Annotated in this window: 37 protein-coding genes; 26 read left to right on the plus strand and 11 right to left on the minus strand. The window is 44.5% G+C overall.

All coding sequences use genetic code 11. The features are described 5' to 3' along the window. Window positions 1–11 precede the first annotated feature (11 nt). The 4 genes from ACZ481_RS09970 (at window position 12) to ACZ481_RS09985 (ending at window position 3,072) form a co-directional block, all read left to right on the plus strand. The gene (locus ACZ481_RS09970) at window positions 12–857 is read left to right on the plus strand and encodes a metal ABC transporter permease (RefSeq protein WP_464769993.1); all 846 of its coding nucleotides are present in this window, start codon (window positions 12–14) and stop codon (window positions 855–857) included. Window positions 858–922: 65 nt separating this feature from the next. Continuing rightward, window positions 923–1,495 carry an HDIG domain-containing metalloprotein gene (locus ACZ481_RS09975; protein ID WP_464769994.1) on the plus strand — a complete coding sequence of 191 codons (573 nt, stop codon included), beginning with the start codon at window positions 923–925 and terminating at the stop codon, window positions 1,493–1,495. Window positions 1,496–1,567: 72 nt separating this feature from the next. Next, window positions 1,568–2,164, plus strand: coding sequence for a spore protease YyaC (gene yyaC / locus ACZ481_RS09980; RefSeq protein ID WP_464769995.1), 597 nt, complete (start codon window positions 1,568–1,570; stop codon window positions 2,162–2,164). Window positions 2,165–2,580: 416 nt separating this feature from the next. Further along, window positions 2,581–3,072, plus strand: a complete 492-nt coding sequence (locus tag ACZ481_RS09985) for a sigma-70 family RNA polymerase sigma factor (RefSeq protein WP_464769996.1) — start codon at window positions 2,581–2,583, stop codon at window positions 3,070–3,072. Here ACZ481_RS09985 and ACZ481_RS09990 read toward each other — a convergent pair. Continuing rightward, window positions 3,038–4,603, minus strand: coding sequence for a recombinase family protein (locus ACZ481_RS09990; protein ID WP_464769997.1), 1,566 nt, complete (start codon window positions 4,601–4,603; stop codon window positions 3,038–3,040). The two genes, ACZ481_RS09985 and ACZ481_RS09990, sit on opposite strands and share 35 nt — an antisense overlap. A 325-nt stretch (window positions 4,604–4,928) precedes the next feature. On the opposite strand from ACZ481_RS09990, the gene ACZ481_RS09995 reads away from it, so the two are divergent. Beyond that, window positions 4,929–5,114: a helix-turn-helix domain-containing protein gene (locus ACZ481_RS09995; RefSeq protein ID WP_464769998.1), complete on the plus strand. Its 186-nt coding sequence runs from the start codon at window positions 4,929–4,931 to the stop codon at window positions 5,112–5,114. 145 nt (window positions 5,115–5,259) lie between these two features. Here ACZ481_RS09995 and ACZ481_RS10000 read toward each other — a convergent pair whose 3' ends face one another. From ACZ481_RS10000 to ACZ481_RS10015, 4 genes are all read right to left on the minus strand, one after another. Next, on the minus strand, window positions 5,260–5,460 hold the full coding sequence (locus ACZ481_RS10000) for a hypothetical protein (protein ID WP_464769999.1): 201 nt from the start codon (window positions 5,458–5,460) through the stop codon (window positions 5,260–5,262). A 38-nt stretch (window positions 5,461–5,498) separates the two neighbouring features. After that, window positions 5,499–5,711 (minus strand): hypothetical protein, encoded by a 213-nt coding sequence (locus ACZ481_RS10005; RefSeq protein WP_464770000.1) that lies wholly within the window; start codon window positions 5,709–5,711, stop codon window positions 5,499–5,501. 5 nt (window positions 5,712–5,716) lie between these two features. Further along, on the minus strand, window positions 5,717–6,028 hold the full coding sequence (locus ACZ481_RS10010; protein ID WP_464770001.1) for a hypothetical protein: 312 nt from the start codon (window positions 6,026–6,028) through the stop codon (window positions 5,717–5,719). 130 nt (window positions 6,029–6,158) lie between these two features. Beyond that, a complete protein-coding gene (locus tag ACZ481_RS10015) occupies window positions 6,159–6,560 on the minus strand; it encodes a helix-turn-helix domain-containing protein (RefSeq protein WP_464770002.1) in 402 nt (133 codons plus the stop codon). A gap of 158 nt (window positions 6,561–6,718) precedes the next feature. On the opposite strand from ACZ481_RS10015, the gene ACZ481_RS10020 reads away from it, so the two are divergent. Further along, entirely contained in the window at window positions 6,719–6,949 is a 231-nt protein-coding gene (locus tag ACZ481_RS10020) for a helix-turn-helix domain-containing protein (RefSeq protein WP_464770003.1), read from the plus strand. A 157-nt stretch (window positions 6,950–7,106) separates the two neighbouring features. Here the strand turns inward: ACZ481_RS10020 and ACZ481_RS10025 are convergent, their stop codons facing one another. The 4 genes from ACZ481_RS10025 to ACZ481_RS10040 all read right to left on the minus strand — a co-directional run bounded on the left by ACZ481_RS10025 (window position 7,107) and on the right by ACZ481_RS10040 (window position 9,338). After that, entirely contained in the window at window positions 7,107–7,661 is a 555-nt protein-coding gene (locus ACZ481_RS10025; RefSeq protein WP_464770004.1) for a hypothetical protein, read from the minus strand. 606 nt (window positions 7,662–8,267) lie between these two features. Beyond that, complete coding sequence (locus ACZ481_RS10030; protein ID WP_464770005.1) at window positions 8,268–8,783, minus strand: hypothetical protein; 516 nt, start codon at window positions 8,781–8,783, stop codon at window positions 8,268–8,270. A 73-nt stretch (window positions 8,784–8,856) separates the two neighbouring features. Continuing rightward, a complete protein-coding gene (locus ACZ481_RS10035) occupies window positions 8,857–9,105 on the minus strand; it encodes a hypothetical protein (RefSeq protein ID WP_464770006.1) in 249 nt (82 codons plus the stop codon). A 5-nt stretch (window positions 9,106–9,110) separates the two neighbouring features. After that, window positions 9,111–9,338 carry a helix-turn-helix domain-containing protein gene (locus tag ACZ481_RS10040; RefSeq protein WP_464770007.1) on the minus strand — a complete coding sequence of 76 codons (228 nt, stop codon included), beginning with the start codon at window positions 9,336–9,338 and terminating at the stop codon, window positions 9,111–9,113. 299 nt (window positions 9,339–9,637) lie between these two features. On the opposite strand from ACZ481_RS10040, the gene ACZ481_RS10045 reads away from it, so the two are divergent. The 15 genes from ACZ481_RS10045 (at window position 9,638) to ACZ481_RS10115 (ending at window position 18,979) form a co-directional block, all read left to right on the plus strand. Beyond that, window positions 9,638–9,865, plus strand: coding sequence for a hypothetical protein (locus ACZ481_RS10045; protein ID WP_464770008.1), 228 nt, complete (start codon window positions 9,638–9,640; stop codon window positions 9,863–9,865). Window positions 9,866–10,165: 300 nt separating this feature from the next. Beyond that, on the plus strand, window positions 10,166–10,480 hold the full coding sequence (locus ACZ481_RS10050; protein WP_464770009.1) for a helix-turn-helix domain-containing protein: 315 nt from the start codon (window positions 10,166–10,168) through the stop codon (window positions 10,478–10,480). Window positions 10,481–10,719: 239 nt separating this feature from the next. Continuing rightward, entirely contained in the window at window positions 10,720–11,652 is a 933-nt protein-coding gene (locus ACZ481_RS10055; protein ID WP_464770010.1) for a YqaJ viral recombinase family nuclease, read from the plus strand. 12 nt (window positions 11,653–11,664) lie between these two features. Further along, window positions 11,665–12,552, plus strand: coding sequence for a recombinase RecT (locus ACZ481_RS10060; protein ID WP_464770011.1), 888 nt, complete (start codon window positions 11,665–11,667; stop codon window positions 12,550–12,552). Window positions 12,553–12,589: 37 nt separating this feature from the next. Then, window positions 12,590–12,886, plus strand: coding sequence for a hypothetical protein (locus ACZ481_RS10065; protein ID WP_464770012.1), 297 nt, complete (start codon window positions 12,590–12,592; stop codon window positions 12,884–12,886). Beyond that, window positions 12,855–13,079, plus strand: coding sequence for a DUF6011 domain-containing protein (locus ACZ481_RS10070; RefSeq protein WP_464770013.1), 225 nt, complete (start codon window positions 12,855–12,857; stop codon window positions 13,077–13,079). The genes ACZ481_RS10065 and ACZ481_RS10070 overlap by 32 nt, the downstream gene beginning before the upstream one ends. A gap of 15 nt (window positions 13,080–13,094) precedes the next feature. After that, complete coding sequence (gene acpP, locus ACZ481_RS10075) at window positions 13,095–13,337, plus strand: acyl carrier protein (protein ID WP_464770014.1); 243 nt, start codon at window positions 13,095–13,097, stop codon at window positions 13,335–13,337. Further along, complete coding sequence (locus ACZ481_RS10080) at window positions 13,334–13,606, plus strand: AbrB/MazE/SpoVT family DNA-binding domain-containing protein (protein ID WP_464770015.1); 273 nt, start codon at window positions 13,334–13,336, stop codon at window positions 13,604–13,606. The genes acpP and ACZ481_RS10080 overlap by 4 nt, the downstream gene beginning before the upstream one ends. Before the next feature lie 68 nt (window positions 13,607–13,674). Continuing rightward, window positions 13,675–14,790, plus strand: coding sequence for a DNA polymerase III subunit beta (gene dnaN, locus ACZ481_RS10085; RefSeq protein ID WP_464770016.1), 1,116 nt, complete (start codon window positions 13,675–13,677; stop codon window positions 14,788–14,790). Between the two features lie 33 nt (window positions 14,791–14,823). After that, entirely contained in the window at window positions 14,824–15,975 is a 1,152-nt protein-coding gene (locus ACZ481_RS10090) for a phosphoadenosine phosphosulfate reductase family protein (protein ID WP_464770017.1), read from the plus strand. A 294-nt stretch (window positions 15,976–16,269) separates the two neighbouring features. Then, a complete protein-coding gene (locus tag ACZ481_RS10095) occupies window positions 16,270–17,109 on the plus strand; it encodes a Lin1244/Lin1753 domain-containing protein (RefSeq protein ID WP_464770018.1) in 840 nt (279 codons plus the stop codon). Between the two features lie 76 nt (window positions 17,110–17,185). Further along, complete coding sequence (locus tag ACZ481_RS10100; RefSeq protein ID WP_464770019.1) at window positions 17,186–17,701, plus strand: ATP-binding protein; 516 nt, start codon at window positions 17,186–17,188, stop codon at window positions 17,699–17,701. Next, a complete protein-coding gene (locus tag ACZ481_RS10105; protein ID WP_464770020.1) occupies window positions 17,698–18,054 on the plus strand; it encodes a RusA family crossover junction endodeoxyribonuclease in 357 nt (118 codons plus the stop codon). The genes ACZ481_RS10100 and ACZ481_RS10105 overlap by 4 nt, the downstream gene beginning before the upstream one ends. A 2-nt stretch (window positions 18,055–18,056) precedes the next feature. Then, window positions 18,057–18,362, plus strand: a complete 306-nt coding sequence (locus tag ACZ481_RS10110) for a hypothetical protein (RefSeq protein WP_464770021.1) — start codon at window positions 18,057–18,059, stop codon at window positions 18,360–18,362. Between the two features lie 161 nt (window positions 18,363–18,523). Next, window positions 18,524–18,979: a hypothetical protein gene (locus ACZ481_RS10115; RefSeq protein WP_464770022.1), complete on the plus strand. Its 456-nt coding sequence runs from the start codon at window positions 18,524–18,526 to the stop codon at window positions 18,977–18,979. A 123-nt stretch (window positions 18,980–19,102) separates the two neighbouring features. Here ACZ481_RS10115 and ACZ481_RS10120 read toward each other — a convergent pair whose 3' ends face one another. After that, window positions 19,103–19,537, minus strand: coding sequence for a type II toxin-antitoxin system HicB family antitoxin (locus tag ACZ481_RS10120; RefSeq protein WP_464770023.1), 435 nt, complete (start codon window positions 19,535–19,537; stop codon window positions 19,103–19,105). Window positions 19,538–19,563: 26 nt separating this feature from the next. Next, window positions 19,564–19,758, minus strand: a complete 195-nt coding sequence (locus ACZ481_RS10125) for a type II toxin-antitoxin system HicA family toxin (protein WP_342787123.1) — start codon at window positions 19,756–19,758, stop codon at window positions 19,564–19,566. Between the two features lie 166 nt (window positions 19,759–19,924). Here ACZ481_RS10125 and ACZ481_RS10130 point away from each other — a divergent pair, with 166 nt between their 5' ends. The 5 genes from ACZ481_RS10130 (at window position 19,925) to ACZ481_RS10150 (ending at window position 23,746) form a co-directional block, all read left to right on the plus strand. After that, window positions 19,925–20,098 (plus strand): hypothetical protein, encoded by a 174-nt coding sequence (locus ACZ481_RS10130; protein WP_464770024.1) that lies wholly within the window; start codon window positions 19,925–19,927, stop codon window positions 20,096–20,098. A gap of 186 nt (window positions 20,099–20,284) precedes the next feature. Next, entirely contained in the window at window positions 20,285–20,986 is a 702-nt protein-coding gene (locus tag ACZ481_RS10135; protein ID WP_464770025.1) for a hypothetical protein, read from the plus strand. A 296-nt stretch (window positions 20,987–21,282) separates the two neighbouring features. Next, a complete protein-coding gene (locus tag ACZ481_RS10140; RefSeq protein ID WP_464770026.1) occupies window positions 21,283–21,573 on the plus strand; it encodes an anaerobic ribonucleoside-triphosphate reductase in 291 nt (96 codons plus the stop codon). A 36-nt stretch (window positions 21,574–21,609) separates the two neighbouring features. Further along, on the plus strand, window positions 21,610–22,470 hold the full coding sequence (terS, locus tag ACZ481_RS10145; RefSeq protein ID WP_464770027.1) for a phage terminase small subunit: 861 nt from the start codon (window positions 21,610–21,612) through the stop codon (window positions 22,468–22,470). Further along, window positions 22,460–23,746, plus strand: a complete 1,287-nt coding sequence (locus ACZ481_RS10150) for a PBSX family phage terminase large subunit (RefSeq protein ID WP_464770028.1) — start codon at window positions 22,460–22,462, stop codon at window positions 23,744–23,746. The genes terS and ACZ481_RS10150 overlap by 11 nt, the downstream gene beginning before the upstream one ends.

The raw sequence follows: 23,746 nt of genomic DNA on the forward strand, positions 1-23,746 counted from the left end.
AGGGGGCTATTATGCCATTACTAGAGATGTTTCAGTACGATTTTATGCAGCGGGCTTTTTTGGCCGGTATGATTACAGCGATTACCTGCCCGCTGCTGGGGATGTTTGTGGTTGTGCGCCGCCAGGCTATGATTGGCGACGGGCTGGGCCACATTGCTTTTGCCGGCGTGACCGGCGGTTATCTGGCCGGCATCTATCCGGCAGTCGGCGCTTTTATCCTGACAATTGCCGGCGCCGCCGGCATTGAACTGGTACGGCGCCGTCAGACCCAGATGGCCGATACCGCTTTGGCTGTTTTTTTCTATGCAGGCATCGCTTTAGCCATTATTTTCAGCACTATTACCAGGATGCCCAGCGCCGGTTTGCTGGGGTTTCTTTTTGGCAGCATCTTAACCGTCTCCTGGCAGGATGTAATGGTTATTGCCGGCTGCGGTCTGGTGGTGCTGGCATTTGTTTGCACTAATTTTACCAGGCTGATGCTGGTTGCCTTTGACGAAGATGTAGCCGAGGTTGCCGGTATCCGTACCGCGGCCGTCAACATGGCGTTAAGCATTGTTACCGCCATCACTGTTGTTACAGGCATGATGGTGGTGGGGATTCTGATGGTAAGCGCGCTGATGATTGTACCGGTGGCAGCCGCGGAGCAGCTGGGAAAGGGTTTTAAGGCTACCATGGCCTGGGCGGTGGGCCTGGCGATGCTTGCTGTTACCGGCGGCCTGACCGCAGCTTTTTATTTGGATATTGCCCCGGGCGGTTCCATCATTATGACGATTATCATCTTTTATGCGCTGATTGCCGCCGGCCGCCGCCTTAGATATACATGGCGTTCCGCCAGACGGACACAAACTTACACCTAACTTGAATGCAGCCTGTTTTGATATAATGGGGATAAATTTACTATACATAATAAGGAGGCTTTACCGTGGATACCAGCAGACAACAAGCCTGGCAGGTATTACGCCAGCATGTACAAAGCGAGGTGCTGTTAAAGCACTGTCTGGCAGTTGAAATTGCTATGCGGGCGTATGCCGCCAAATTTGGTGAGGATATTGAATACTGGGGGGCTATAGGCCTGCTCCATGATGTTGATTTCGAGAAATATCCTCATGATCATCCTAACCATGCCGCTGAAATCCTGGGTGCTGCCGGCTACGACAGCCGGTTTGTCACCGATGTGGAAAGCCATGCCCGGGACTGGGAACCGGAACGTACACTGCTGCAAAAAACATTGCTGGCGGTTGATGAGCTAACCGGTTTTATTATTGCCTGTGCATTGGTGCGTCCTGACAAAAACCTGGACAATCTGGAAGTCAAATCAGTGATGAAAAAAATGAAGGATAAAGCCTTTGCCCGTGCAGTTAACCGCGAAACCATAATTGCCAGTGCCGCCGCGATGAATGTCGAGCTAAAAGAACATGTTGAATTTGTTGCGAAAGCCCTGGCACAGGCGGTCAAAGCACCTGAATATCAGGAGCTGCCGCTGTTAGTATCGTAGGCTGGCGGAATGAAACATAAACCGGTGAGGAGGTGCATAAAGATTAATGAGATAGCTAAGAGGAGAGAGATAATGACCAAAAATATTCTGAATAAGCTTACCGTTAATCTTTATGACACCGACGACATCCGGGAAAAACTCCACGCACATCTGACAATGCTCTTAAAATGCCAGGAGGGGCATGCCATAAGGCCGCTGGTGGTGTTGTGCATCGGCTCCGACCGTTACACCGGCGATGCCTTGGGGCCGCTTATCGGCACTCAGCTGGAAGAGCATACTGACTGCAGTGTTTACGGAACTCTTGACCATCCGGTTCATGCCGGTAATTTTGTAGAAACAGTTAATATTATTAATCACCGTTATCATCACCCGCTGATTATTGCCATTGATGCCTGTCTGGGGAAAGCACACGAAATAGGCAATATTGAGATCTGGCAGGGGGGCCTGGCGGCAGGTATTGCGGTAGGCAACAGGCTGCCCACGGTCGGTGATATTTCGGTGATTGGGGTAGTCAATGCCCAAAGCCAGATCGGTTATCTTGACCTGCAAAGCACCCCCCTGTCAAAAGTAATGAAATTGAGCAAAGCGATCAGCGAGGCGCTTGTTGAGTGCCTCAATACGGCAATGGTCGAGGCCATGCCGGCCTGCACTCAGTCTGCTGCCAAATAACAAAGTTGAAATACCGGGGTTGGGGCCAAGTGCTTCAGGGCCACGGTAAGCCAAAATGGGCATGAATTTTATATATGTCAACAGGAATGAAAAGAGACGGGTTTGCTCACCGTATGTGAACAAACCCGTCTTTTTAGGATTACTTCAGTCCTCAGGAAATAATCTGTTCCACAACATATACAGGATGATTAAGGTTCCCGCAAAAAACAAGCCAATATCGGCAATGTAACGTTCCATCGCACCACACTCCCCGACTTAGCATTTATTCTTATCTGGATTATATGCTACTTGCAGGCATGGTGCAAGGGTATGCCAAGAAATATTTTTTGCTGCCAGGCACATTCAACTTGTCTCGCCCATAAAATTTAACCGACAGACTTTTGGGGGTGAGTGACTGAATGGGCCTTTCGTTTATTATGGTTTTGGCAGCGTCGGTAATTAAAGGCATCACCCTGTTAGTGTCTTATATCGCCAACAATACTTTTCCATTGCCGTTATCGGAAAAAGATGAACAGGTTTATCTTCAACGGCTTAAAAGTGGGGATGAAGACGCTCGCAATGTCCTGATTGAACGGAACCTGAGACTGGTAGCACACATTGTCAAAAAATTTGACAATACCGGTGAAGATGTTGATGACCTTATTTCGATAGGTACAATTGGCCTCATTAAAGCCATCAACACCTTTGATCCCTCTAAGAAAATCAGGTTGGCTACATATGCGGCCCGATGTATTGAAAATGAAATTCTCATGCATTTAAGGAGCACCCGCCGCATCCGGACCGAAGTCAGTCTGTATGATCCCATTGGAGTCGACAAAGAGGGTAATGAGATAACGCTTGCTGTTTATCTGTTTGGACTCTCTAAGCCGCGAATTACTTGGGTAAAATCGGGTATAGCACTAATGTGAAATCATCGTCACGTTGGTGCTTTTCTTTTCGGTAAGTTGCATATTCAAGAACAGATTTTAACATTTGATTTTTAATTGCAGGGTCTTTGGTTTTATCATACACATCAAGTACCATTTCTAATTTAGGGATAATATCCTTCCTGGCTTTCTCGCGTTTGGTTTCATTTTTGATTGCTTTTTCCGTATCTGTAATATTCTTCTCGGCTTCGCTGATCCGTTCGGAGAGCTTTTGCGATCGATCCAAATAAGTGGCTTCGCCGTATATGCCGCGTTCTAATAAATCATGCAGTTTTTCTTTCTGTTGGACCAGCTCTTTTAGTTCTTTGGTAAGGTTCTGCTGGACCTTTTTCTTAATGCTTATGACATTATCTTTTTCTTCAACCGGCTTGGTTTTGCCCCACTGAGTACGGTACTCTTCCAGCCATGCTCGGAGCCCGGCAATTACTTTTCCTTCGACATATTCAAAGCGGCTGCTTTTATTGGTACATTGCTTGTTATAGCACATCAAGTGAGGGTATTTCTGGTGTGAGTAAGGCCTATAAATCATAGATGCACCGCACATGTCACACTTAATCATCCCGGCTAGGGGATTCGTGATGCCATTGGCAAGCTGATAGGGGACATGGTATTTTTTAGCAAGCATGTGTTGTACTTCGAAAAATTCTTTTTCAGTGACATAAGCCTCGTGCGTGTTATGTACCCACAGTTGTTCCTCGCGGGGGCGAGAACGGGTGTCTCTTTTTTTACCAGGTACTTTTGATTTTTTTTGCTCTTTCTTTTTCCAGGCGGTAATACCCGCGTATACTGGATTTTTAAGTATGTTCAAAACAGAAGCAGGCGTCCACTTTTGTCCTGTGTAAGATAGATACCCCAATCTGTTTAATTCATTTGCAATTTTATTGGTGCCGATATTTTCATAGCGATATAATCTCCAAATGATTTCAGTAGGGGCACTTTGATCTGGGTGTTTGACAAGATATCGTCTGCGATCTTTCTTCCCAATAGAGTAGCCATACGGGGGCTTGGCGCCGATATAATTACCGTCCTCAACTGAACGTATCCGGCCACCTTGCAAACGCCTTGTGATAATCTTAAGTTCTTTGCGTGCCATGAAGGCTTCAAACTCAGTGTACTCTTCGTCAAACTCATCGTTCAGGTCATACACCTTGCGCGGGGTGACAATCAGCGTCTTTGACTGCTTAAATGTCCGCAGAATAAGGCCCTGATCTTCCATGTCACCGCGGCCAAGACGGTCAACCTCTACACAGAAGACAGAACGCCATTTGCCTTCGGAAACTTCTTTTAGTAGCTGCATCATTTCCGGTCGATGAATAACGCTTTCTCCGGAAACAACCTCCTCAAAAACATGAGTAATATTGACATTATAGTCTTTGGCCAGCCTAAATAGGTCCCGTTTATGTTTGGCCAGTGTTTCACCTTCGCCGCGGGCTTCTGCTTCGCGATCTTCGCGCGATTTGCGGAGGTAGAAGGTGGCTGGTTCTAAATCAGTGCGTGTGTGTTTTTGCCTCAAGGTATTCACCTCGATTTCGACTTTATTTTGTGTCAGAAATTAGAATAAGTAACACTATTTTTTGTTAATGTTACAAAATATGATACAATTCAAGTAAATAGGTGTCGGATTTTATAATAATAGTGGTAAAATCGTTTAATTTGTCAAAAAGTTTATACCAGGTGCTATGCAGGAAAACGACCTAGTGTTTGCCAAAGTAATACTACTTTTGGATCTGACACAAAATTGCTCTTAGTCTTAAAATTTTACATAGGTTCAAGTTGCTCCTGGACTATATTTCGGTTCTGCCACAGAGAGCGAGGTGTCCTTTATGCTCAGGGTCGGAGTGATTCTGAAGCAGAAAGGAGTATCGCAACGAAAACTATCCAGGGATACAGGGATCAATGTTTCTACTGTCAATGCCATGGTAAATGGACAAAGAACTTGGTTGTCTGCAATTGAAGAAGAAAAAATAGCTAAAGTCCTTGGTGTCGATCCAAAAGAATTATACCAAGGAGGGTATAGGTTATGAACATATTTTTATGCCAGTCCGCAACGAGTTGCATCGGACTGGCATTTTGCGTTTATTTCAATGATTTTTAAATAGGATATTGCTAATAAAGGAAGAAAGAGGTAAAATTAACACAGAACATATGTTCTGGAAATTCGGTTTTGACCTATACTGGCCTTCTTGTAAGTGTTCGGATCTTGACCTCATGCTCGCCAGCAATCTCAAATAGCGACTTCATATCATCGCAAATATTGGTTTCAATCTGAGATATATTTTCTTTTAGTTCCGTTCTAATAGCATCGATTTCATCGATTACGTGAGTTCTTAGCTTGGCGACATCGTCTTTTGTAGCTACTTTAGCATTCATAATAGTGAGCATTTTCTCTTCTTTCGACGACTTCTAAGTTAGCAGTAGTAACCCTTTAAGCCGTTAACTTCAGCACTAATACATTCGGTGTTATGTCGAACAGCTTTAACGATTTGATTAGTTTCAAGCATCTGACCTTCAAGATTAGATACATCGGTTTTAATCTTCGAAACATCAATTTCGATTCGATCAAGCCGACTGTCCATTTTATCTAGTTGAGAAATGATTTGTTTTAAGAGTTGTTCACTCATTGGTTTTACCTTGCTTTTTTAAGTAATCGAATGTCTGCCTCATGTTCGAAGGTCCGGTCATTCAGGGCATCAAGTTTAGCTTCCACACGGGATATGGTTTCGGTTTTTTCGCCAAGTAAATTGACCATATTGACAATATCAGAAAAACCCTGTTCGGTTGTTTGCTTTAAATCGGTAATATCCTGTTTCAAAGTAGTTGTATCCTGTTTCAACGTGGTAACATCCTGGCGAAGCTTTTCGATGGAAGCATTATTGTTGCCAACCATTTTAATTAATTGTTCGAGCATGGATTGCATTTGGTTCAGTTGTTCGCTCATAGATTTTTTACCTCGCTTTTAATGAGTTTGGAATTATTGGTACATATGACGGGGGGCGTATATGTGGAGAGGAATGTTGAAATAACAGATGAGGAATTAAAAATTATACTACTTATGGTCTTAGATGAAATTACTGCTGAACGGAAAGATGATTAATAATTATTTCAAGAGCCTTCTGCTGATCGGGTGGGAGGCTTTTTAATTTTTTATACATTGTTAGCAGCCGCTTGGTTTGTTCTTCGGAAGACATTTCCTTGAATGTTTCCATTGCGGCTTTTCTTTCTTCTGAAAGTTCCATTGTTTCGCTTATTTTGATAGCACGTTGCTGGAGGTCTTCGACTTGAAAAAATTCTGACATAGTAATACCTAGTCCGTTACATATTTGGTTAATAGTATCTGCTCTGGGACTGGTTTTTCCTTGCATGATGGTTGCTAGGGTTGATTGTGGAATATTTGAAATTCTACCTAATTCGTTTATGCTAGATATTCCGTGTTTTATAATTAACTCTTTTATGCGTTCAGGTATATTCACAGGCATTCTTCCTTTATCGAAATTTCGTTAATTATATTATGACATAAAAAAAAATTTTATAAAATATCGAAATAACGATTGACATACTATCGATATTACGATAATATAAAGACATAATCGTAATATCGATCTGCTATTTTAATAAGGTGGTGAAATAGATGACTTTCGGTCAACGAATAAAAGTTTTCCGGCAAAGAGTTAGTAAATCACAAAAAGACATTGAAGCTGAAACTGAAATACCACAGGCGACCTTAAGCGGATGGGAAAATGATAAGTCGGAGCCCTGCGTATCTGATGCAGTTAAATTAGCCGCAGCCCTCGGCGTAACCGTTGCCGAGCTTATCGACGGTCCAGACCAGCAGCCAGGTACGTTGCCTAGGACGGGCTAAACCGGCCGCCGGGTAAGCGTCCGAATTCGTATTTCGTGATCGCCGATAACTTCGGCGACAGACCTTAAGTCCTCGCTGATGCCGGCCGCTTGTTCGTCGAGTTCTTGTCGATGTCGCGGTAAGACTGCTGAATCAATCGCCATCAAAGGCAGGTTAGTTATTTTAATAAATCCTTTGTGAATTTCATTAGCAGGCATAATTCAGGAAATACAAACATTCGCGCCTTGCAGTACACCTCTACAAACCCTTCAATTTTTTCTAAATCTTCTTTGTTTGTACGAATATCCATACCTGCAAATTTGAACAGCGCGACGGCAAATTCCATTGACATCTTATTTCCATCGTAGCCAGAATCTAATATATCATAATACGTATTTATGATTTCGGGAGGGAAAGAAAATAAATGGTCAACCGCTTTCTTGCTTCCTAATAATATAAGCGCATACTCTGTATAACGGTCAACTAACAAAATGTACATGGAACGTCTTTTAACGTCATCGCCAGCTAAAACCGTGTCCAAAGTCGATCCTACAATGGTGATTCGTAAGCGCAGGTATTCAAGAAACAATCTATTAGATTTGCCTCTTGGAAGACCTGCCGTAATATCATTAAAACCACCAACTGCTTTTATATCAGCTAAACAGTAGCGAGCTAACTCATCAGCTATTTCTTTGAGAGATTTCTTTCTTTTGAAAAAACCAAATAAGCCCATTTTTACCTCCTTTCTGGCTTGTCCGACAAGCCAAATAAAATAGTGGTCCCAGAACGAACAGAGTGAGAGTGTGAATTTAAAAAACAATAAGGACAGGGATAACCAGTAACCAGTTAGTATGCCGAGGACGGGGTAAGGATGAGAAAAGTGCACAAAAAGGAACTAAATAAAAATTCAGAGTGAATGTGGTAAATACACTGTTGTAACTTGTAATAATTTAAGGAATGGCACTACAAAAAGTTGTGGGTGTTTAAAGAAAGAATTACTTGCCAAACGTAATACAAAACACAGAATGGCTGGTCCAAATAGGAATTCGTTGTATACAGTTTGGGCAGGCATGAAGCAAGATGTTTTAATCAAAACGAAACCGCATTCAAAAACTATGGCGCTCGTGGAATAACTGTATGTGATGGAATGGAAGGTGAACATAAACAATGCGCCGGGATAAATCGAACAAAAAAGAGACTCAGACAGATTCACCCGTTGCAAAAATGACTTTCGAAGAAAAGCTTGATTTATATAAAGGTCTGTCTGTAACGCAACACGAGGAACTTCCGTTGTCAGATTTTAAAGAGTTCCTAAGGCATTCGCTTATTATCGTGATTATCAATGCCGTTGTGTTTGGGATAGCCGGACTGATAATTGTTTCTTTATGGAAGTTATCAAAGTAGGTTTAGTAAGACGCTGATCCATGAGGGTAACACGTTTTTTCATCTCACTGAGCAAATCTTTTGCGGCTGCTTTAGTCAAAGGCTCAGTTTTGCAATGCATAGTGAAGTTTTCAAACCAATGAATGTCTGCCAATGTCTCCCGAGCTATGTCGGGGCGGTAAGCAAACATATGAACGTAGTCAGAAATTGAGGATGTTGCGCCGAGCGAATGCAACTCCAACATGATTTTGCATTTGCTCTCCTTTGTAGCTATATCTAGTCTGTCAATCTGGGCTTGGATCAAAGAGATGTTTTCTGTCAGAAGTGCTTTATACATCAATAGCAATCCAGTGGCAATCTTTTCTCTTTCGCGATTTTTGAGGACTAAGTTTGTAATGTGGGTGGAAATTACCGAGGCGACTACTGATCCAATAATAGTAAGTCCAAGTTGGATAGGAGTTACAGTATTCATGAAATCGACTCCTTGATATTTGTTAATCTGAAAAACTTCAAGGAGTAGTTGTAGATTCCTGCAAGCATCTTTGTTATTTGCTTTTTATCACCAAATAGGCAATGCCAAATACAGCACTTACAGCTAAAAGTTCAAGGCCAACCTTTCCATAATCGATAGCTGAACCATGCGATGGGACTTTCCAAACCAAGGAATATCCCATAGAAAGCTTAAGAGCAGGATTATCACGATGAACTCGTTGCCAAGGAACATAAACACAGGCAATTACCACAAAAATTAAATAACCAATGAGTAACTTCCTCTGTAAAGGTGATAAATTCATAAGTTTTACCTCCTTTCCGGCTTGTCGCTTCGCCCAACCAAATAATCAAGACTGACATTGAAGTAGTCGGCCAAGGCAACAGTTAGATCAATACTAGGAGATTTTTTTCCACATTCCAAATTACTCAAGGAAGCTCTGTGAATTTTAAAGGTGTCGGCAAATTGCTTGGCTGGAATTTCATGCAATTCCCTTAATTTACGGAGTCTAGAGCCAAATAAAGCCTTTACAAACATATTATAGAAACTCCTTTTTTTATAAGCAATTCCATTTAGTGGATTTTCGCTAGATAGAATGTAAATTCCTGTAATATGGATTGATAAATAGGTGGATTTTTGGAAAAAGGATTTGAACTCAAACCGCTATTGCCGAGGATGGGTAGCGCCACCGAGCTGCGGTGCAGTAGTGGGAAAGAAACAAACTATTTTCAGGAAATACCATGCGGAACAAGGGGGAAGAGGAGGGGAGGAATTTGGCAGTTACCAGGGCCGTCCCAGGCGATCGCCGGCATATACATAGTGCTAGAGGTGATCGTATGGAACCGAAATACGCGGCCACTTATAAGTTTGGTAAAAGCACTGTGCATGTGGTAGCTCCTCCGCCAATGTCAGAAGAGAAGAAAGAGCTAGTTCTCAGAAATCTACATATGGCTGCCTGGGCTGCTTGGAATTCTTTGCCGGTTGAAGAGCGGCTAAAAATTAATTTAGGTGTGGATTTAACAAAGATTCTTCAGCGGCGGCTTTTGGTGCTCATGGCCGAGTAATTCGGCTTAGATGGAATATAGACAAGCGAGGTGATGAACAGTGAAGCCGCAACGAATTGAACCACAGCTTATATCGGCTCGCCAAGACTCGGAAGAGGACAAGTTACCGAAATGGGTAGTGGTGGTTGGTAAGGTTGCATACTGGTTGAGCGTAGTTTTATTCTTCAAGGCATTTGTTGATGCTGTTGGTTAAAAAAATAGCCCTACCGGGAGAACGGCAGGGCGAATGGAGGTGGGTGACAGACACAAGGAACTCCCGGTTTACATGTTTATTATCTCACGAGAGGGAGGTGAGAGAGGATGCCAAAATTGACGGAACTTGCACCATTTTTGCGGGAGCAGGGATTGCCGAAAACTTTACCCGGGGTATTGCGTGGTCTCCGGCTATATCGTGGCTTGCCGACGTGGCGCGTAGCGCAAGAGGCACATATGAGTGAAAGGACTTATGAGCGAACTGAAGCTGGGAAAAGAGACGTGACGCCGGATGAATTGCGAAAGCTTGATGAAATTTACGATTGCAATGACGAATTGATTATGTTTCGCTTTGGTAAGATCAAGTTTAGTTTCGGGAAAAAGAAAAATCGCCTGTGCGCCAACACAGACGAAGTAAGTTAAAACAAATTATATCATTGCCATTGTACCATGCCCGGTTATTGGCAGTCAATTGGAGGGCGTTAAAATGTACGGTGAACACTGCGATATTTGCAAAAGCTATGTGCCCGAACATATCTGTTTTGTTGAGGACAAAAATGGCCGGCCACTTGATGTATGCGGCTTATGCTTAGATAACTTGCAGGCGGACGAGCTTGTCGATGACGATGGATATCTTACATTTAGTTTCGAGGTGAAGAAGCGTGAGTGTGTCGATATTGGCCAAGACGGCAGACATTGGCCGGGCTGAGTGGCTTGAGCTTAGAAAACGGGGAATAGGCGGCAGCGACGCCGCGGCGGTAGCCGGAGTTAGCCGGTGGAAGTCCGCCGTAGGTGTGTGGCTGGAAAAAACTGGACAAGTCCCGGACGAGGAGCCGGGAGAGGCGGCATACTGGGGTATAAAACTTGAAGATGTGGTTGCCGGAGAATTTACGATTCAGACTGGGTTAAAAGTCCGCCGGCGCAATGCAATCCTTCAGCATCCGGTACATACCTTTATGTTAGCCAATATAGACCGGGAGATAGTCGGCTCAAAAATAGGCTTGGAGTGTAAGACTACCAATGCATTTATGCGGGCCGAGTGGGACGGCGACACATTGCCGGACGCCTATTATATCCAGTGCCAGCATTATATGGCCGTGACCGGATATGAGGCATGGTGGATTGCCTGCCTAATCGGCGGCAATCGGTTCCTATATAAACTAATTGAGCGCAACGAAAAATTGATTCAGCGTCTGATAGAGATAGAAGAAGCGTTTTGGCAGCACGTTATAAACGGCACCATGCCGCAGATCGACGGCACTAATGCCTGCACAGACGCGTTGTTAAGGATGTATCCAGAGGCCAATGGTCGCGAGGTAGAACTGCACGAAACGTCTGAGTTGTGGATTGGTCAATATGAACAGGCCAGCAAAGAGGAAAAAGTTGCCAAGGAGCGCAAACAAGAAGCTCAGAACGCGCTGATCAAGATGCTGGGCGATAACGAGCGGGGCCGGTCCGGTGAGCGATTAGTGAAGTGGTCTAATGTAGCTGGTCGGATCGGGTTTGACACCGAACTGTTTAAGACAGAGCACCCTGAACTATATAAGCGGTATGTTAAGCAAGGCAAGCCGTCGCGGCGGTTTAGCGTGAAGTAGGGAGGAATGACAGTGGCCAGTGTTAACGGTAGCAATGCTGCTCTTGTAAATAGAATGGCCGGGGCTAATCATGCTCCGGCCGCCGGGGAAAAAGAAGTTGGTTTAAAGGCAATGCTTGGCAATGCCAATGTGCGGAAGCGGTTTGAAGAATTGCTTGGCAAAAAAGCGGCCGGCTTCATGTCCAGTCTGATATCGGTAACTAACGGCAATGCTCAACTGCAAAAAGCGGAACCGCAAACTATTATTGCGGCCGGCGCCATAGCCGCGGCCTTGGATTTGCCGGTTGATCCTAATCTGGGGTTTGCTTACATCGTGCCATATAACACCAAAAAGAAACTGCCAGATGGCTCGGAAATTTGGGTTAACCAAGCGCAGTTTCAACTTGGTTATAAGGGATATATTCAGCTGGCAATGCGTACCGGTCAGTACAAGACGATTAATGCCTGCGAGGTTTATGAGGGGGAGATCAAAGGCATTAACCGCTTTACCGGCGAGGTTGAGTTTGGCGAACAGACGTCAGACAAAATTGTCGGATATATGGCCTATTTTAAGTTACTAAATGGCTTTGAAAAGTACTTGTATATGACCAAGGGCGAAATCGAAAGGCACGCTAAAAAATTCAGCCAGACATATAAAAAAGGGTCTGGTAAGTGGGCTGATGATTTTCATGCCATGGCTATTAAAACGGTCTTAAAGCGGCTGCTGAGCAAGTATGGCATATTATCCATAGAAATGCAGACAAGCCTACAAGCTGACCAGGCGGTGGTAAGCCAGGATGCTGATGGCAATACCGCGTTTGAATATGCGGACGGTGCGACGATTGATGCCGAAGGCGTTGTGGTTGATGACCAGCCTACTGATGATGAAATTCTGGCGGCTGCAATCGGAGGTAATGCATAATGGCAATACAACCAGAATCCGGGGAGGTGCAGGTTGTGTGACAGAGAATTGGTACGCTTTTGCACTTGCCCTGATGAGTCCGCGCTTTATAACAATAGAGACCGCATTTGAACACCTTGCCCGGGGACGCTATGCCGGCGATAGGAAATTTAATGTGTTAAGCGAGTCAGATGTCCAGGATATGGTCAATATGCGTGCTGGCGGAGAGACATGGAAAGCAGTCGGCATGGTGTATGGATTAAGTATGGATTCGGCAAGACGGAGAATTTTGCGCTTTATAGAATCCCGTGAGAGGTCTACGTGTGAAATGCAAACGATGCAGACGGCTACTTAACGACCCGTTATCCATCGACCGCAGTTACGGGCCGGTCTGCTGGGCGGCAAGCCAGGCTCAGAGCCTGGCGCCATCCCGGCCGATATCCAGACAATTAGAATTGGAGTTTGAGCCGCCGAGCCGGCTCTTTACTCCAGGCTTGAGTCTTACAGAGCAGTATAAGATCGTGAAGCGATTTCTTGATATGAAATAGTGGGGAGGAATTACAGTGAGTATGTTTGATAAAGTAAAATCGATTATTGTTGAACAGCTTGGCGTCGATCCGGCTGAAGTCACGATGGATGCCAATATTATTACCGATCTGGGCGCAGATTCTTTTGATATGGTTGAGCTAACTATGTTATATGAAGAGGAGTTCAGTATTGAAATTCCGGATGATGTCGCATTGAACCTTAAAGCTGTCCAAATGGTTGTTGACTATTTAAAAGCAGAACGGGGGGATGCCGCATGAAGTCGACAGGTATAGTGCGCAAGGTCGACGAGCTTGGCAGGATAGTTATTCCCCGTGAGTTACGTAGGACCCTGAATATTGAGGAGAAAGACCCTCTGGAGATCTATGTGGAAGGTGACCGGATCATCTTCCGGAAGTATCAGCCGGCCTGCATCTTTTGCGGGGAGGCCAAGGATATTGCAACTTTTAAAGGTAAAAACGTATGCCAGGGCTGCCTAAGTGCCCTGGCCGGGAAACCGGAGGTATCTGAAAATGAACGATGCGCCTAAGAAGTGCCCGGACTGCGGGGAAGTGCATCCACCGATAACCATGAATTTATTTAAGGAGGCGGATCTTGATGGAAATCCGGTTCAACGGCAAGGAGCTGGAGCGAGCGGTCCAGGCGGCGAACAAGGTAATCTCCGGGAAGCTTCTTAGTTCAGTTTTGAGCGGGATTCTCATCAAAGCCGAAGGTGATAAAGTTCAATTTGTAGCTACCAATTATGAGGTAGTAATTCGGTACGACGTAAGCGCCCAGGTTGTTGAATCCGGCAAGGTCCTCATTTCTGGTAAGTTACTGTATGACCTTATAAAGCGTATGCCCGGCAATGAAATTACATTGAAAACCGGGGTTAAAGACAATATGTTAACCGTTAAGGGGAGCAGTAAGGCTGTCTATGACATTCTTCTTATGGATGCCATTTTATATCCCGAAATAGAGTCGCTGGTAAATGAAAACTCCTCGCTAGTAAAAGGCAATGTATTGCATGAAATTTATCGTAAGATGGGATATGCAGTTGCAGATACAACGGCGCGGCCTATTTTTGCTGGGATTAATTTTAAATTCAGTGAGAATGAATTAGTGGCAACTGGCACTGACACGCATCGGCTTTCAAGAAAAAAATTTAATGTTTCCGGTAAGACCAATGATTTTATTATCACAGTTAAGTCCTTAGCTGATGTATCCAGTTTGGTCGAGGCTGATGAAGAAATAACCTTATTTAGCATGTCGGGTAAGGTAGTGTTTGAGACTGATCAACTGTATTATCAGTCTCAGATTATATCAGGTGAATTCCCCGATGTTGATAGAGTAATACCGATAGAATTATCGCTGCGTGTTACTGTCGAGCGACAAGAGCTATTGAGTGCCATAGATCGCCTATCTGTCATTAGTCTTAGTAAAGAGCAAAACATTACGACCAATAATATCAATTTAACTTTCGGTCAAGAAGAAATCGTAATTCAGGGCAATAGCGCCGCAAAGGGAATTGCTTTCGAGCAAATCCCGGCCGGGGTTGATGGATTACCAATAAATATCCGTTTAGACGGGACCCAAGTTGTTGAGTGCTTAAAGTCACTTGATTGTGAGCAGGTTATCCTTTCTTTTAATAAACCGCTAAACCCAGGCACTATAACTGCGGACAATGACGAGAACTATATTCATGTCATTTGTCCAATACGAAACTTTGATTGATAAATAAGCTGGGCGAGCTGGGGGAGTGGAAAAATGTTTATCTCCTATCATGATCTTGAAATAGAGCAATGCAAAGACTTGGATTACAAAATTAAATCAGGCGTAGCAGCAATAGCTTCGGCCCTGAAAGTTTGCAAACATCGACCAGCTGTGGCTTTTTCGGCCGGGAAAGACAGTACGGTACTTTGGCACTTGATCCGAACCCATTTCCCGGAGTGGCAGGACCGTCTTATTGTCATCTATGGTAATACTGGTGTCGAATATCCTGAGTGCCTGAGCTTTGCAAAGCGAATTTCCTTGGAATGGGGCCGCGGTAATTTTTACGAAGCGACACCAAGTCTCACAGAATCAGCGGGGCTAAAGTATAAAGCGCAGCAAGAGATATTGGAATACTTTATAACCACGAAACAGGTTAAGTCGGTACTGAAAGAGGATGGCAAACTCAAAAGCACTGAGGCTTTAGAAAGGGCCTGCCCGGCTCAGCTGATGGACAAATTCACCAGAGAGCGCCTTATCTGGCCAGTAGGAACAAAAATGAACTTCTGGTGGTGCATAGATCAATATGGCTGGCCGCTGTTGGGGAAAGCAAGATCAAAGCTAAAGGCCAGGCGAATTAATATTGACTGTTTTCTCCGTTTCTCACAAAGCATAAGTCAGGATGAAAAGCTTTTGGCCTATTATAGGCTGCTCCGTCAGGTGAAATTCAGTCAGGCGTGCTGCGACCTTTTAAAAAAAGAACCTTCCGAGCGGCTGCAGGTTGAATATGATGTTGATGTCGTTTTTAAAGGACTAATGGCGGCAGAATCCAGGACCAGGCAGACCAATTTTATTACTCGCGGATATCTGTTTGAATCTCACCGGAATCATCTGGGTAAGGACCCCTTTTGGCATTGTAATCCACTTTCTATTTGGACCGACGATGATATCTGGGAGTACATTCATCGTTTCAATGTTCCGTATGCCTCTTTGTATGATATGGGATGGACAGACAATAAAGGGGTTTGTCATAAAATCAAGCGAAATGGCTGCATGGGGTGCGGTACGGACTTGCTATATCCCAATAATCATGGCAATGCTCAGGCGTACTCATCCAAAGTTCTGGCGCCTTTACATGAGTATGGGAATGGCGCAGGAAATTCAAAACATCCAAATAGCGCGGAGAAACGGGAAACTAAGTTTATTTGACTATTTCGGAGCCGAGGCATTACTGGATGAGCGGCCTTGCATCTTCGACCGCATTGATCATCTGATTTATGAAGATGACACGATGGAAGAATACGACCCGGATGTGGAAGAGGAGGCGGGTTGCTGAGAAAGCCCAAAAACAGGCCCAGATAGTAAACAAGCATCTTAACATGTTGGTGGGAGAGGCGGTCAGCTGTGGCCGTCTCTTGTGGGAGGGGTGAGGTTTATGACATTCTTGCTAAGTTTAATAAGTAATCACAGCCTTAAGGAATTCATGGGAACGGAGAAAAAGCTATGAAAGATGCATTTTACTTCTCCCATGATTGTAACGCTCGCCATGATCCTAAGATATTAGCCTTGCGCAGTGTATATGGTATGGAAGGCTATGGACGTTACTGGATTCTTATTGAAATGTTACGCGAACAATCCGACTATCGCATTATGCTGACGAAATACGTCTGGAATGCACTCGCAATGCAGATGCAGTGCAGCGCATCAGAAGCAGAAGAATTTGTGCAAAACTGCATTAACGAATTTCGCCTTTTTCAAAGTGACGGTAAAGCCTTCTGGAGTGAGTCTCTTTTTCGCCGGATGAGTAAAAAGGATGCAAAAACAGATCAGGCCAGAAATGCCGCTAATGCCAGGTGGAATAAGGGGAAACAGGATTCTAATAATGCTGAAACATGCGAGGTTAATACAAAGGCAATGCAGACGCAATGCGGGAGCAATGCTATAAAAGAAAAGAAAGAAAAGAAAGAAGAAGAAAGTAAAGAAAAGAATATACGCGCGCGCGAGGAGGACAAGGTCCTGCTTGCATATCAAAACAACATCGGCGTGCTAAATGACATCGCGGCAAAAAAGCTGGATACCTTGACTGAAATGTATACGGCTGAATGGGTACTGGCCGCTATCGAGGAAGCGGTTATGGCCAATGTGCGTAAACTTGGCTTTATCGAATCTGTGCTCAGTAACTGGGGAGTAAATGGCTTTAAAACAAAGCCGTGGGAGGTTGATAAATGTGAGAGAGGGGATAAATCCAGCCATAGCGGCGGTAGTAAACAAGGCCAGAGAAGCAGCAGAGGGAGCCCGGCAAAATCAAATACAGACTGGGAAAACGAACCTGATACCCTCTGACCGCGATCAGGTTTCATATGCTGATCTTGAAAAGCGTGGTATTTACCGCCGGTACTGGCACTGCACATTTGCGGAAATGGAACGAAAGGGGATTCCTGTGCAGGTGCAAAGCCAGTATGCGCAGGTTAAGCAATATATAGCCAATATGCAAGAAAACCGGGAGTCTGGAATCGGTATGATACTCAAAGGCCCAGTCGGGACAATGAAAACCAGCATGGCAGTAGCCGTATTGGTCGAGCATTTAAAGACTGGTCATAGTGGGCTGTTTGTGCCGATGGTCAGCATGCTTGACAATATCTTCACCATGAAGGCCAGGAATAAGGAGGAGTGGCTGGCCTATGAAGATCGGATACGGAATACCGTCCTGCTGGTGTTGGATGATCTGGGCGCCGAGTATCATCAGGAATGGGTATTGTCTAAGGTGGACGCCATTATCAGCGAACGGTATAACCGGATGAAGCCGGTTATCATCACCACGAATCTGAGCGCCGATGAGTTAAAGGGCAAATATGCGGAACGGGTTTATGACCGGCTGAAAGGTACGTCAAAGGTAATTAATTTCTCTGGCAAGAGTTTGCGGGAGAGTGCATGAATAAAGTGTTGATTAAACTCACCGTCCCAGATGTTCCACCCAGTATTAACCGGTGGACACGCCTACATTGGACAAGACTGCGTCAGTTTAAAAAGCAATGGGAACTTGAAGTTTGGGCAACTGCGGTCAAGGCAAAAGTTAATAATAAGCAGTTCGCTAAAGCTGTGATACGCATTACTTATTTTTTCACAGACAGCAGGCGTAGGGATAAAGATAATTATGCTCCTAAGTTCATTTTGGATGGTCTAGTAAAGGCTGGAGTGCTGCAAGATGATAACGCAGACGCAATTGACGTTGACTGGTGTTTTGCTAAAGGGGCTAAGAGGACTGAGATCGAGATTTGGGAGGGGTAGACATGGAATATTGCAGTGTACCTATTCGATGCATAAAGCCGATGGAGGAATTTATAAAGGAGCAGGAAACCTATTTTGCTACCCAGCATGGCGACGTAGTGACCCGCAAGGCTACAGCCGCCGACATCGCCCGAATTGAGGCCGAGATTGCAGCAAAAGGCCAGAGGGTGACGGTAGACATATGCGGGGAGCTTGAACTGAACAGAAAGGCTGAAATACCGGATATGCCGTTTGAGGAGATTACACGGAAGCCGCGGCGGTTGGAGCCGCAGTATAACCCGGTGGAGTTTGGGGAGAAGGTTGGATAAGGCTTCCTGCATGGTATGCAGGAAGCCAACACAAATAACGGAGTGAATTCTCGTTTCTGTTTTAATTAAATATAGGATGTCTATAGTAATAAGTTTATATCAAAAAGGGCAGCTAGTCCGCCCTAATCTGCGTTTATATTATTTGGGGGTGGGGGTGCAGCATGAATTGCATTAGAGAAGCAGAAAACTACCTACGGTATTACCGTGAATTACAGCAAAGTATTAATCATGCTAACCGTATGATTGGTCGACTGAAAATGCAAACTGCCCCGGGTGCGGTTTCAGCCGTAAACATAGAGGTAACTGGTATCCGATCTTCTAAGCCGGTGAACACGCTGAATCAATTGTATCAGCTGCAGAAGTGGCAGGAGATGAAGGAGCGGACGCTAGAAGAGATCGAGAAGATCGAGGAGGCTCTTGCCGGGATTAACCAGGCGCAGGGGTGTGAGAGGTACCGGGACGTGCTCTTTATGTGGTATGTGGAGAGGCTGGATAAGGATGAGATTGCGGAGAAATTGAGCTATAGCCATCGGCAATCTGCATATGAAGTCAAAAACAAGGCTATTAAAAAGTTTGCCGTAGCTTTGTTTGGTGTGGTGGCATTGGAAGCTATTTAAATGGCGACAAATTGGCGACACTTTTTTGACTTTGGCTGTGGTAAAATAATAGCATGAGATAGGAACGCAAAGAAAGCCGCTCCGGCAAAGGGCGGCTTTGAGTAGCGAAGGAACTGACAGCCGCTAAGGCTGTTTTTTTATAGGCTTTTTCTTAGCGTGTAACCCGAGATGGTCTTTTAAGGCAGATTGTAGTATTTTAGAGAAGTTTACATTTTGCTTTTCTGCTATATCATTGAGATAGCGAGGAATAGTAAGGGTTTTCTTGACCGCACGATTGTCAAGCTCAGCCCGAATCGGCAGCATCCAGACTTCAATTAGGCCGATTACTTCGCCGTCTGCTAATTCGATGCTATCAATAGAGGACGGTGCGGGGATATCATCACCATCGCGTTCCATTCCCCACAGATGAAGCCCTAGCGCTTCTTTAGCCATTTCATGAGCATGCTGGAGATTATCGCCTATTGATATACAACCGGGAAGATCCGGAAAGGAAACGCCGTATTTACCTTGTAATGATTTCTCAAAGATTGCCGGATAAATATAAGAATCACGCACCACATAAACCTCCTTTGCAAGCAGCGCTATTAAATAAGCCCTGCTTGTTTTAGTATTGATTTCTCCGTTCTAGGCGTCAGGTCATCGTTTTTGCTATGAACAGGCACGGTAACTTTGCCTTTTTTAACAGGATGCTTAAACTGCCGATGTGAGCCTTCCTGTTCCACTTCATACCAGCCATCTTGTTTTAAGAGTTTAAGTATTTCTCTGACTTTCATCGGCATGACACGAATCCCCTCCTGATAGTTTGAGTATATCATACGTGTTTAATACGTGTCAAAGCTGGATTGCACTAAAATAGAGATTTTGGAGTTGATAACCATGCCGACAGTAAGATGTGAAGGTCATTGTCGGGCCGAAAAAGCGCCAACTGTTTGAACTGCGCCAGGAGTGTCGGTTTTACATATTGCCGAACGGCGGCCGGCCCGGGTGGATTACGCCGGTGTAGCAGCGGTTCGGGGAGAGTACTGGGTGGTGCCGGCGGAGAATATGATTAAGGAAATGTGGTATGAAATTGTTGGCCTGACTGTAAGAATCGCCATAATAAGGAATTGTGAGTTTTAATTTTAGAGGGGGACTAAAACCCCCAGTTTTCCGTGGTAATATGGTAGCATGAAGTAGATATGAGAAAGGTCGCCAGTAAAGGTGGTCTTTTTTTCTGCAGGGATTTATTCCCTTTTAACGAAGATTATAAACGATAACAGAACGATAGTTCTACAACCTGGAGAATAAAGTTTCTAGGAGGTGCCTATGCTTTCTACCACAGATGCGTTCAGGTATGCATTTTGTGAAATTCTGAAACGACCAGTATTTTGGATTCTGATTGCACTGCTTTATGTATTATTAGATAGTATTCGAATTAACTTTCACAATGATGGCTTTCAGAGCAATATAATACTAATCGCTGAAAATCTATTATATGTTATTGTTGTCAGCGTAACAATTAAAGCAATAGCCAATAGAGAATATCATTTAACGGATACTTTTCGTGAGCCCATCATTTTAGTTAAGGCTTGTATTCTCGCTATTATAATTTTTTTGTTGTATTGGACCTTATTGATGCTTCCAATGATGTTTTTTTTAACCGCATTTTTCTTTAAAAATTCCCTTGCTTTTGAATTTGGCTTACCGATTATAACAGTAATGATTCTATTGTTAGTGTATATATTTACTAGACTTTTCTTCGCACAATATTATTTTTTTGATAAAAAAAATTCACTATGGCAATGCTTAAAAGAATCGTGGAAAGATAGTGATTATCAAGTTTCTCTAAGCATACTTATGTCTATACTTTGGATGGGTATCTTATGTATCCCATTATTTCTGTTAGATAAAGTGATGAGTGATTTTTGTTTGCATTCATCCTTATTTATTACACCAATAGGCCAACTTGCAGGGGCTCACATGTATATGCAGTTACAATATAAAAAAGACAAAAATATGATAGAATGACATTTCATATATATAAATCCATGTTGCGTCCTTCGGGGGAGGGGGGCGCTTTTCTTATACCCAAATCCAGGAGGTGACACCATGCCCCACTGCAACCAAACCGACTGCCGGTTTAATGCCGTCGACCAGCTGCTCTGCCAAACCGAGGCCTACCTGGTTGACAGGCGGTGCATTACCTTCAAACGACGGCCGCGAAAGACTGATTACCAGGAATTAATGCGGACTGACTTGCTAGTAGCTCCAAAAGAGCGCCGGTGCCGGAATAACAAAATGACTAACTTAGCGAGGTGATAGCAATGATTATCGATAACACTCTTGGTATAGATGGGGTAATTGTGAACTATAGCAATGGCATCAGTGAGGACGAGGTTCGGCAGATACTGGCTGAGGAGCAGGCGCTGTGGCTGGCCAAGGGTAAAACACTGGGCAAATTGGAGCTGGTAGTAGACGGCGATGAGATTGTCGTCAGGGCTATTGAAAGGTCTCCGATCAAGCGGATTCGGCGCATTACCGGTTATCTCAGTACCGAGGACCGGTTTAACTCCTCGAAGCAGGCTGAGCTGGCGGATCGACGAGCACAGTTATAGAGGAGTACAATACGCCTGGAGGTGGTGACTATGTAAATGGCGCGAGAGCGAAGCCCTAATCGTGATAGAGCATTTGAAATATATAGAGAGCATGACGGCAAAATCTCTAACCGCCAGATTGCTGAGCTACTTAGCGAAGATGAAAAGAAGATTGCCGTCTGGAAACAGCGTGATAAATGGAATGTAGTACAACAATTAGCCAATGTTGTACAACAAAGTCCGGATAATGTTGTACAACAAAAGAAAAAATGTGGCGCTCCCCAAGGTAACAACAATGCAAAAGGACATGGTGCTCCCAAGAACAATAAAAATGCCGTTGGTAATCGCGGCGGACCAGGCGGCCCACCTGGTAATAAAAAGGCTGAGAAGCATGGTTTTTTTGCGCGCATATTTCCCAATGATGATGAAACCCGTGAGATAGTCGAAAGTATCAACCTGAAAAGTCCGCTTGAGATGCTATGGGAGAATATTGTTATTCAGTACACGGCTATCGCCCGGGCCCAGAAGATCATGTTCGTCAAAGATAAAGAGGAAATGATTAAGGAATTGAAGCGGTCTTATGAGAAAAACACAGAGAGAAGTACCACCAAAACTAAGTCTGATGCCCAAGAGTGTGAATATGAATATGAATTCCAATTCTCCTGGGACAGGCAAGCAACCTTTCTAAAAGCGCAAAGTGCAGCTATGAAGACGCTAGAGGGATTGTTGTCCAGGTATGAAGAAATGCTACGGAGTGAGCTGGCTACCGAAGAGCAGCAGGCCCGGATTGATAAGTTAAGGGCTGAGGTTGCGCGGATTAAGGGGGATGATGGCACTGAAGAACAGGGAGAAGAGGACACTTTCCTTGCTGCTTTAAAAGGGAAAGCTCCGGAAGTGTGGGATGACGATGGCGCTTAAGGTGAAACCATTTAAGTTTGAGCCCTTTTCCAGGAAGCAACTTCAGGTATTAACATGGTGGCTGCCGAATTCGCCGGTCCACCAAAAGGACATTCTCATTGCTGACGGCGCTGTCAGGTCGGGCAAAACCGTATCAATGTCGCTTGCCTATGTTCAGTGGGGGATGGACGAGTTTGACGGTGAAAACCTGGGTATGGCTGGAAAAACGATTGGCTCCTTCCGGCGCAATGTGCTGGCGCCCCTCAAGCGGATGCTTAAATCCTTAAGGTACAGGGTCAAAGAGCATCGAACAGAAAACATGTTGGAAATCTCCCGGCGCGGCCGGGTTAATTTTTTCTATATGTTTGGCGGTAAGGATGAGCGAAGCCAGGACCTTATTCAGGGGATTACGCTGGCCGGTATGCTGTTTGATGAAGTGGCTCTGATGCCGCAATCTTTTGTTAATCAGGCGACTGCCCGCTGTTCTGTTGAAGGGGCCAAGTTATGGTTCAATTGTAATCCGGCCGGGCCGTATCACTGGTTTAAGGTTGATTATCTTGATAAGATTGTTGAACTAAATGGCATTTATCTTCACTTCACGATGGACGATAACTTAAGTCTAAGCGCGAGGGTGAAGGCGCGCTATGGCCGCATGTACACCGGGGTTTTCTATAAGCGGTATATCCTGGGGCTGTGGGTGATGGCGGAAGGGGTGATCTACGATATGTTCAGCGAAGAAAAGCATAAGGTCAAAACCATTCCCCGGTTGATGAATGAATGGATTGCCATTGACCATGGAACCGGTAATCCGACGGCTTTTCTTCGCCAGGGATTTGATGGCGAAAAGTTCTATACTGCCGCTGAATATTATTACAATAGCAAGGAAACGGGTTTGCAAAAAACGACAGGCGAATATTCAAATGATCTTCAGGCATTCACCGTTAACAAACGTTTGCCGGTAATCGTGGACCCGAACGCCAAGGCTCTAATCGTTCAGCTGCGAAAAGATGGTTTCCCGGTCATTGAGGCTGAGAACGATGTTTTGCCAGGCATTGAGCATGTCGGCAACTTGCTTAATGATGGACTGTACCACATTCATGAGCGTTGCATTAATTTACTTAAAGAAAAGTCAGCTTATTGCTGGGATGTTAAGGCCCAGCAGCGCGGTGAAGATAAGCCACTGAAGCAACAAGACCATGCTTCTGATGCTGAGCGGTATGGGCTTTATACGATGCGATATTTGATTGATGCCGCTAAGCAAAGGAAAGCCAACATACCCAAGGCGGGACGCCTATAA

It is taken from the genome of Sporomusa intestinalis (assembly GCF_055383785.1).